Source organism: Salipiger sp. 1_MG-2023 (assembly GCF_030547555.1).
GTDB lineage: Bacteria > Pseudomonadota > Alphaproteobacteria > Rhodobacterales > Rhodobacteraceae > Salipiger.
In genome coordinates this window covers 53,705-59,878 of sequence record NZ_JAUOQN010000027.1, presented here as the reverse complement: position 1 = coordinate 59,878, position 6,174 = coordinate 53,705, and the positions used below count along the sequence as shown (strand labels likewise).

Here is a 6,174-nt window from a genome sequence, read left to right as displayed (position 1 = left end):
GCGCGGGGGGGCTTCCCCCCCCCCGGACCCCCCGGAGAGTTTAAGGGCAAGATGAAGATGATACGGGTTTCGGACGTCTCGAAGAGTTTCGTGCTGCACAATCAGGGCGGCGCGGTGATCCCGGTGATGGCGGGGGCGGAACTGTCGGTGGCGCCCGGTGAATGCGTGGCGCTGGTGGGCAATTCGGGGGCGGGCAAGTCGACCCTGATGCGGATGATCTGGGGCAATTATCTGTGCGGATCCGGCGCGATCACCGTTGGCGATGTCGACGTGGCGCGGGCCGAGCCGCGCGAGGTGCTGCGGATGCGCCGCGAGTTGATGGGGTATGTCAGCCAGTTCCTGCGGGTGGTGCCCCGGGTGCCCACGCTTGAGGTGGTGGCTGAGCCGGCGCTGAGGGCAGGGGTTGCGCGCGAGGTGGCGCTGTCGCGGGCGCGGTCGCTGCTGGCGCGGCTGAACCTGCCAGAACCGCTCTGGGCGCTGTCGCCCACCACGTTTTCAGGCGGTGAACAGCAGCGGGTCAATATCGCGCGCGGCTTTGTTCATGACTTCCCGGCGATGCTTCTGGATGAGCCGACCGCCTCGCTGGATGCGACCAATCGCGCCGTGGTGCTGGATCTGATCCGCGAGGCCAAGGCGCGCGGCGCCGCCATCGTCGGCATCTTTCACGACGAGGCGGCGCGGGCCGAGATTTGTGATCGCGAAATCGACGTCCGCCGGTTTGCCCCGGGGGCGGCATGAGCGGGCGCTTTGTCGCGGTGATCGGCCCGTCTGGCGTGGGCAAGGACACGCTGATGGTGGCGGTGGCTGCGCGCCTGCCGAGGCTCGGCCTTGTGCGCCGGGTCATCACCCGCAAGGCCGACGCTGGGGGGGAAGAGTTCGACGCTGTCAGCGAAGATGGCTTTGCCCGCAGGGTCGCCGAGGGGGCCTTTGCGCTGCATTGGCGGGCGCATGGGCTGGGCTACGGCATTCCCGTATCGGTCCTGTCGCGCGTGGCGCATGGCGAGCAAGTGTTGTGCAACCTGTCGCGCGGCGCGCTGCTGCAGGCGGCAGAGCGGTTTCCCGGCATGGCGGTGCTGCATGTCACCGCCCGCCCCGAGGTGCTGGCGGCGCGATTGGCGGCGCGCGGTCGCGAGGACGACGCGCAAATCGCTGCCCGGCTGGCCCGCGCGGTAAAGCCATTGCCCGAGGGGATAGAGGCTACGCAGATCGACAATTCCGGCCCGTTGGATGCGGCCGTTGCAGCGATGCTGCACGCGCTTCAGCCGGAAAGGGCGTAGCGATGCAGCAGGTGAAAGCTTCCGTCGCGATCCTCGCCGAACAGACACAGCGCATCTACGCGAAAGGGCTCTGGCAGCAGCGGCGTGAGCAGCGGGCGAAGTGCGACTTCGGTCTGCGTTGCCTCGCGCGGGGTCAGTTTGCCGGTCAGCGTCAGGTGAAAGCGGAAGTCGTCCATCACATAGGGATAGCCCCAGCGCGCAAGGTTGGCGTCTTGCGCCGGGCTCAAGCGCGCGTTGCGGCGCCGCTCCAGCTCGGCCTCGGAGGGTGGGGCGCGGTGGATGTCCAGCGCGCGCACGGTTTCGGCGGCAAGCCTTGCCAGCGGGGCGGTGTCACCGGTCGGGGTCAGAGCGAGGAACGCGCCGAGGCGCGCAAGCGTGAGGCCCGGCATTTCGGCGGGACCGAGCCTTGCGGCGAGGGCTTCGAGATCCTGTTCCAGCGCGGCGCGGCTGCCGGTCAGTCGGAACGGCGGCTTGAGCGTGCCGTGAAAGCCGTATTTGCGCGGCGTGGCGGTGATCTCGGTCACGGGGCGCGGCAGGCCGGCGATCTGCGGATGCGGGGCGGGCATACCGCGCGCCGCATCCCAGCCCAGCCAGCTTGCGCAGAAATCCGCGAACGGGCCGGGCTCGGGAGCGTAATAGACGGCGAAACGAGTGTATTCAGGCATGGCTGTGGTCATAATGCAGTCATGTCACGGGCAGATGACAACAGGAAGAGCAGATGATGGGCGATATGAGCGTGGGCCACCAGATGGCAGTCGGTGAGATGGCGCTGGGAAACGCGCGACTGGTGCTGGAGGGCGAGGTTGTTTCTGGCTCTGTGCTGGTGCGCGACGGGCGGATCGCAGCGGTGGATGCGGGCCCGGTGGCGCCGCCGGGGGCGCTGGATTGCGAGGGCGATCTGCTGATCCCCGGCCTGATCGAGCTGCATACGGACAATCTTGAACGGCATATCCAGCCGCGCCCCAAGGTGGATTGGCCGCATATGGCGGCGATCCTTGCCCATGACGCCGAGCTGGCTGGAACCGGCATCACCACGGTGTTCGATGCGATGCGCGTGGGATCGGTCATCTCGGACGGAACCGGGGAATACCGCAAATATGCGCGCGCCGTGGCGTCCGAGGTGATGGCGGCGCGCGGGCGGGGGATGCTGAAGATCTCGCACCTGCTGCATCTGCGGGCCGAAGTCTGTTCGGAAACGCTGCTCGAAGAGCTGGACGAATTCACCGAGGCAGACCGGGTCGGCATATTGTCGATCATGGATCACACCCCCGGACAGCGGCAGTTTCGCGATATCTCGAAGCTGAAGGACTATGTCTGCGGCAAGCATGGCATGTCAGAGGCGCAATTTGCCGATCATGCCGCCGGGCTGACAGCGATCCATGCACGGCTGGGCACAGCGCATGAGGCCGGCGCCGTGGCGGCGGCGCGCCGGCTGGGCGCGGTCCTAGCGAGCCATGACGACACCGAGCGCGGCCATGTGGAAGTCAGCGCCGGGCATGGTGTGCGGCTGGCGGAATTCCCGACCACGCTCGAGGCGGCGCAGGCTTGTCATGACCACGGTATCGCAGTGATGATGGGCGCGCCGAACCTGATCCGGGGCGGTTCGCATTCTGGCAACGTGGCGGCGGCAGAACTGGCCGGGGCGGGGCTGCTGGATATCCTCAGCTCGGACTACGTGCCATCGGCGCTGATGACGGCGGCGTTCCGGCTCGCCGGGCTGTGGAATGATCTGCCAAGGGCGGTGGCCACGGTCACCGCCGCACCGGCGCGGGCTACGGGGCTGACCGACCGGGGTCGCATCGCGCGCGGCTTGCTGGCGGATCTGGTGCGGGTGCGGCTGGTGGACGGGGTGCCGGTGATCCGGGGCGTGTGGAGCCACGGCCGGCAGGTTGGCTGATCTTGAGAGGGCAGAGGGGGGGCCAGCCCCCCGCCTGCGGCTCCCCCCGGAGTTTACCGGGCAAGATGAAGCAGCTGCGCGGCCCTGATCTTCATCTTGCCAAATAAACTCCCGCCGGAGGCAGTCGCAAGTTTGCGGGCAGGCTCAGGGTTTCCAGTTGAGGAAATTGGCAATCATGCGCAGGCCGGTGGCGGCGGATTTTTCCGGGTGGAATTGCAGGCCGATCACGGTGTCTCTGGCGACGATGGCGGTGACATCTCCGGCGTAATCCACATGTGCGGTGCGTTGCGACAGGTCCGTCATCGCCATCTGGTAGGAATGCACGAAATAGGCGTGATCGCCGGTGGCGACGCCGTCCAGCACCGGGTGCGCATGGTCGATCACCAGATCGTTCCAGCCCATGTGGGGGATCTTGAAGGCGGGATCGGCGGGGGCGATGCGGGTGACCTCGCCATCGATCCAGCCGAGGCCGTCGGTTTCTTCGTACTCATGCCCTTTGCGGGCCAGAAGCTGCATGCCGACGCAGATGCCCAGGAAGGGCACACCGCGGGTTTCGACCGCCTCTATCATCGCCTGAAAGCAGCCCGACTGGCGCAGGGCCCGGGCGCAGGACGGGAAAGCCCCGTCACCGGGCAGCACGATGCGATCGGCCTTGGCGACCGTTTCGGGATCTGTGGTCACAACGACCTTGCCAGCCTCAGTTTCCGCCGCCATGCGCTGAAACGCCTTTTCGGCGGAATGCAGGTTGCCGCTTTCGTAGTCGATGATGGCGGTCAGCATGGCGCGCTCCTGCGTCAGAGGTTTTCGTATTGCGGCATGCCGAGCACGTGGAAGCCACCGTCGACGTGGATGATCTCGCCGGTGGTGCAGGCGCCATGATCGGACACGAGGTAGACCGCCGTGCCGCCGACCGCGTCGAGCGTGGCGTTGGCGCGCATCGGGGCGTTCATGTCGGTGTGTTTGTAGGTCTTGCGCGCGCCCCCGATGGCGGCCCCGGCAAGCGTTTTCATCGGGCCGGGAGAGATGGCGTTGACCCGGATGCCTTCGGGGCCAAGATCGTTGGCAAGGTAGCGCGTCGCCGATTCCAGCGCTGCCTTGGCCACGCCCATGACGTTGTAATTGGGCACGACGCGCTGCGAGCCCTCGTAGGTGAGGGTGATCAGCGTGCCGCCGTTTTCGACCATCAGCGGGTGGGCGCGGCGCGCTACCTCGATGAAGCTGTAGCACGAGATGTCGAGCGAGTTGCGGAAGTTGGCGCGCGAGGTGTTCAGGATGCGCCCCGTCAGTTCCGATTTGTCGGAAAACGCGATGGCATGCACCACGAAATCGATCGTGGGCCAGCGCGTCCCAAGCTGTTCGAAGGCCGCATCCAGCGAGGCATCGTCGGTCACATCGACATCGACCATGAAATCGCTGCCGACCGAGGCCGCCAGCGGTTCGAGCCGCTTGCCGAAAGCGTCGCCCTGATAGGTGAAGGCCAGATCGGCCCCCGCGCCATGCAGGGCTTTTGCGATACCCCACGCGATGGAGCGGTCATTGGCCACCCCCATGACAAGCCCGCGCTTGCCCTTCAAGAGCTCCGACATGTGCTGCTTTCCGCCTGTTAGTCTTTGAACCGGCTCAGCAGCATCGACCCGTTGGTCCCGCCGAAGCCGAAGGAATTGGTCATCACCGTATCGAGCCCGGCATTGTCGACGCGCGCGGTGGCGATTTCGGCCGGCTTGAGCGCGGGGTCGAGCGTTTCGACGTTGATCGAGGGGATGATGAAATCATTGTCGAGCGCCAGCAGGCAGTAGATTGCCTCCTGCGCACCGGTGGCACCCTGGCTGTGGCCGGTCATCGATTTGGTCGAGGACACGGGCGGGGTCGTTCCTTCGCCAAAGACGCGGCGGACGGCCTCGATTTCGCCGACATCGCCGACCGGGGTCGAGGTGCCATGGGCGTTGATGTAGCTGACCTTGCGGCCCTCGGGGAGCGTTTGCAGCGCAAGGCGCATGGCGCGCTCGCCGCCCTCGCCCGAGGGGGCGACCATGTCGTGACCATCGGAGGTGGCGGCAAAGCCGGTGACTTCGGCGTAAATCTTGGCGCCGCGGGCCCGGGCGTGTTCGAGTTCTTCGAGCACGAGGATGCCGCCGCCCGCCGAGATGACGAAGCCGTCGCGCCCGGCGTCGAAGGCGCGCGAAGCTTTTTCCGGGGTGTCGTTGTATTTCGAGGACATCGCGCCCATCGCATCGAACAGGCAGGACAGGGTCCAGTCGAGTTCCTCGCCGCCGCCAGCGAACATCACGTCCTGCTTGCCCATCATGATCTGTTCGGCGGCACTGCCGATGCAATGCAGCGAGGTCGAGCAGGCCGAGGTGATGGAATAGTTGATGCCTTTGATCTTATGCGCGGTCGACAGGTTCGCGCTAACCGTAGAGCACATCGCCTTGGGCACCGCGAAGGGCCCGACGCGCTTGGTGCTGCCGGTCTTGAGCACGGTCTGCTGCGCTGTCAGCAGCGCCGAGGTCGATGGCCCGCCCGATCCGGCGATGAGGCCGGTGCGCGGGTTGACGATGTCTGACTCTTCAAGCCCGCTGTCGGCGATCGCCTGTTTCATGGCGATATGGGCATAGGCGGCGCCCGGCCCCATGAAGCGCAGCGTGCGCTTGTCGACATGCGCGGCCAGATCGAGGTTGATGGCCCCGGCGATCTGGCTGCGGAAGCCGTGTTCCTGCATTTGCTCGTTGGCAGTGATGCCGGAGCGGCCTGCCTTGAGCGAGGCGAGAACCTCTTCGGCGTTGTTGCCGATGGACGATACGATGCCCAGTCCGGTGACGACGACGCGGCGCATGTGGCCTCCCTTGCGTTGGTTGGGGGCTATGTAGGGCAAGGGGCAGGGGGGACGCAAGCGGGGGATGACGCTGTTTTGCGGCGCGGGGCGCGTTGGTCTGCTGCGGCGGTGCCGGAGGGGGCGCTGCCCCCGCCCTTCGGGCCCCCCGGGATATTTGGGGCCAGAAG

Annotated in this window: 7 protein-coding genes; 3 read left to right on the top strand and 4 right to left on the bottom strand. The window is 66.7% G+C overall.

Features of this window, described 5'->3' with window-relative positions; all coding sequences use genetic code 11:
* Positions 1–57: 57 nt before the first annotated feature.
* Together phnL and phnN are read left to right on the top strand one after the other, a co-directional pair.
* The gene (phnL, locus tag Q4543_RS13965) at positions 58–738 is read left to right on the top strand and encodes a phosphonate C-P lyase system protein PhnL (RefSeq protein WP_303439080.1); all 681 of its coding nucleotides are present in this window, start codon (positions 58–60) and stop codon (positions 736–738) included.
* Positions 735–1,277, top strand: a complete 543-nt coding sequence (phnN, locus tag Q4543_RS13960; RefSeq protein ID WP_303439076.1) for a phosphonate metabolism protein/1,5-bisphosphokinase (PRPP-forming) PhnN — start codon at positions 735–737, stop codon at positions 1,275–1,277. Before phnL ends, phnN begins: the two co-directional genes overlap by 4 nt.
* Here the strand turns inward: phnN and Q4543_RS13955 are convergent.
* Positions 1,259–1,942: a DUF1045 domain-containing protein gene (locus Q4543_RS13955; protein WP_303439075.1), complete on the bottom strand. Its 684-nt coding sequence runs from the start codon at positions 1,940–1,942 to the stop codon at positions 1,259–1,261. The two genes, phnN and Q4543_RS13955, sit on opposite strands and share 19 nt — an antisense overlap.
* Before the next feature lie 56 nt (positions 1,943–1,998).
* Here Q4543_RS13955 and Q4543_RS13950 point away from each other — a divergent pair, with 56 nt between their 5' ends.
* Positions 1,999–3,174 (top strand): alpha-D-ribose 1-methylphosphonate 5-triphosphate diphosphatase, encoded by a 1,176-nt coding sequence (locus tag Q4543_RS13950; protein ID WP_303439079.1) that lies wholly within the window; start codon positions 1,999–2,001, stop codon positions 3,172–3,174.
* 144 nt (positions 3,175–3,318) lie between these two features.
* On the opposite strand, the gene hisH is transcribed toward Q4543_RS13950, so the two are convergent.
* From hisH to fabB, 3 genes are read right to left on the bottom strand one after another with little or no spacing between them, the layout of a single operon-like run.
* Entirely contained in the window at positions 3,319–3,954 is a 636-nt protein-coding gene (gene hisH, locus Q4543_RS13945; protein ID WP_303439074.1) for an imidazole glycerol phosphate synthase subunit HisH, read from the bottom strand.
* Between the two features lie 14 nt (positions 3,955–3,968).
* Complete coding sequence (locus Q4543_RS13940) at positions 3,969–4,760, bottom strand: enoyl-ACP reductase (RefSeq protein WP_303439073.1); 792 nt, start codon at positions 4,758–4,760, stop codon at positions 3,969–3,971.
* A gap of 17 nt (positions 4,761–4,777) precedes the next feature.
* Positions 4,778–6,007, bottom strand: a complete 1,230-nt coding sequence (fabB, locus tag Q4543_RS13935) for a beta-ketoacyl-ACP synthase I (RefSeq protein ID WP_303439072.1) — start codon at positions 6,005–6,007, stop codon at positions 4,778–4,780.
* Positions 6,008–6,174 lie beyond the last annotated feature (167 nt).

Coding starts and splice junctions, on each gene's coding strand:
- phnL (WP_303439080.1), top strand. CDS start 58: ATGATACGGGTTTCGGACGTCTCGAAGAGTTTCGTGCTGCACAATCAG.
- phnN (WP_303439076.1), top strand. CDS start 735: ATGAGCGGGCGCTTTGTCGCGGTGATCGGCCCGTCTGGCGTGGGCAAG.
- Q4543_RS13955 (WP_303439075.1), bottom strand. CDS start 1,942: ATGCCTGAATACACTCGTTTCGCCGTCTATTACGCTCCCGAGCCCGGC.
- Q4543_RS13950 (WP_303439079.1), top strand. CDS start 1,999: ATGGGCGATATGAGCGTGGGCCACCAGATGGCAGTCGGTGAGATGGCG.
- hisH (WP_303439074.1), bottom strand. CDS start 3,954: ATGCTGACCGCCATCATCGACTACGAAAGCGGCAACCTGCATTCCGCC.
- Q4543_RS13940 (WP_303439073.1), bottom strand. CDS start 4,760: ATGTCGGAGCTCTTGAAGGGCAAGCGCGGGCTTGTCATGGGGGTGGCC.
- fabB (WP_303439072.1), bottom strand. CDS start 6,007: ATGCGCCGCGTCGTCGTCACCGGACTGGGCATCGTATCGTCCATCGGC.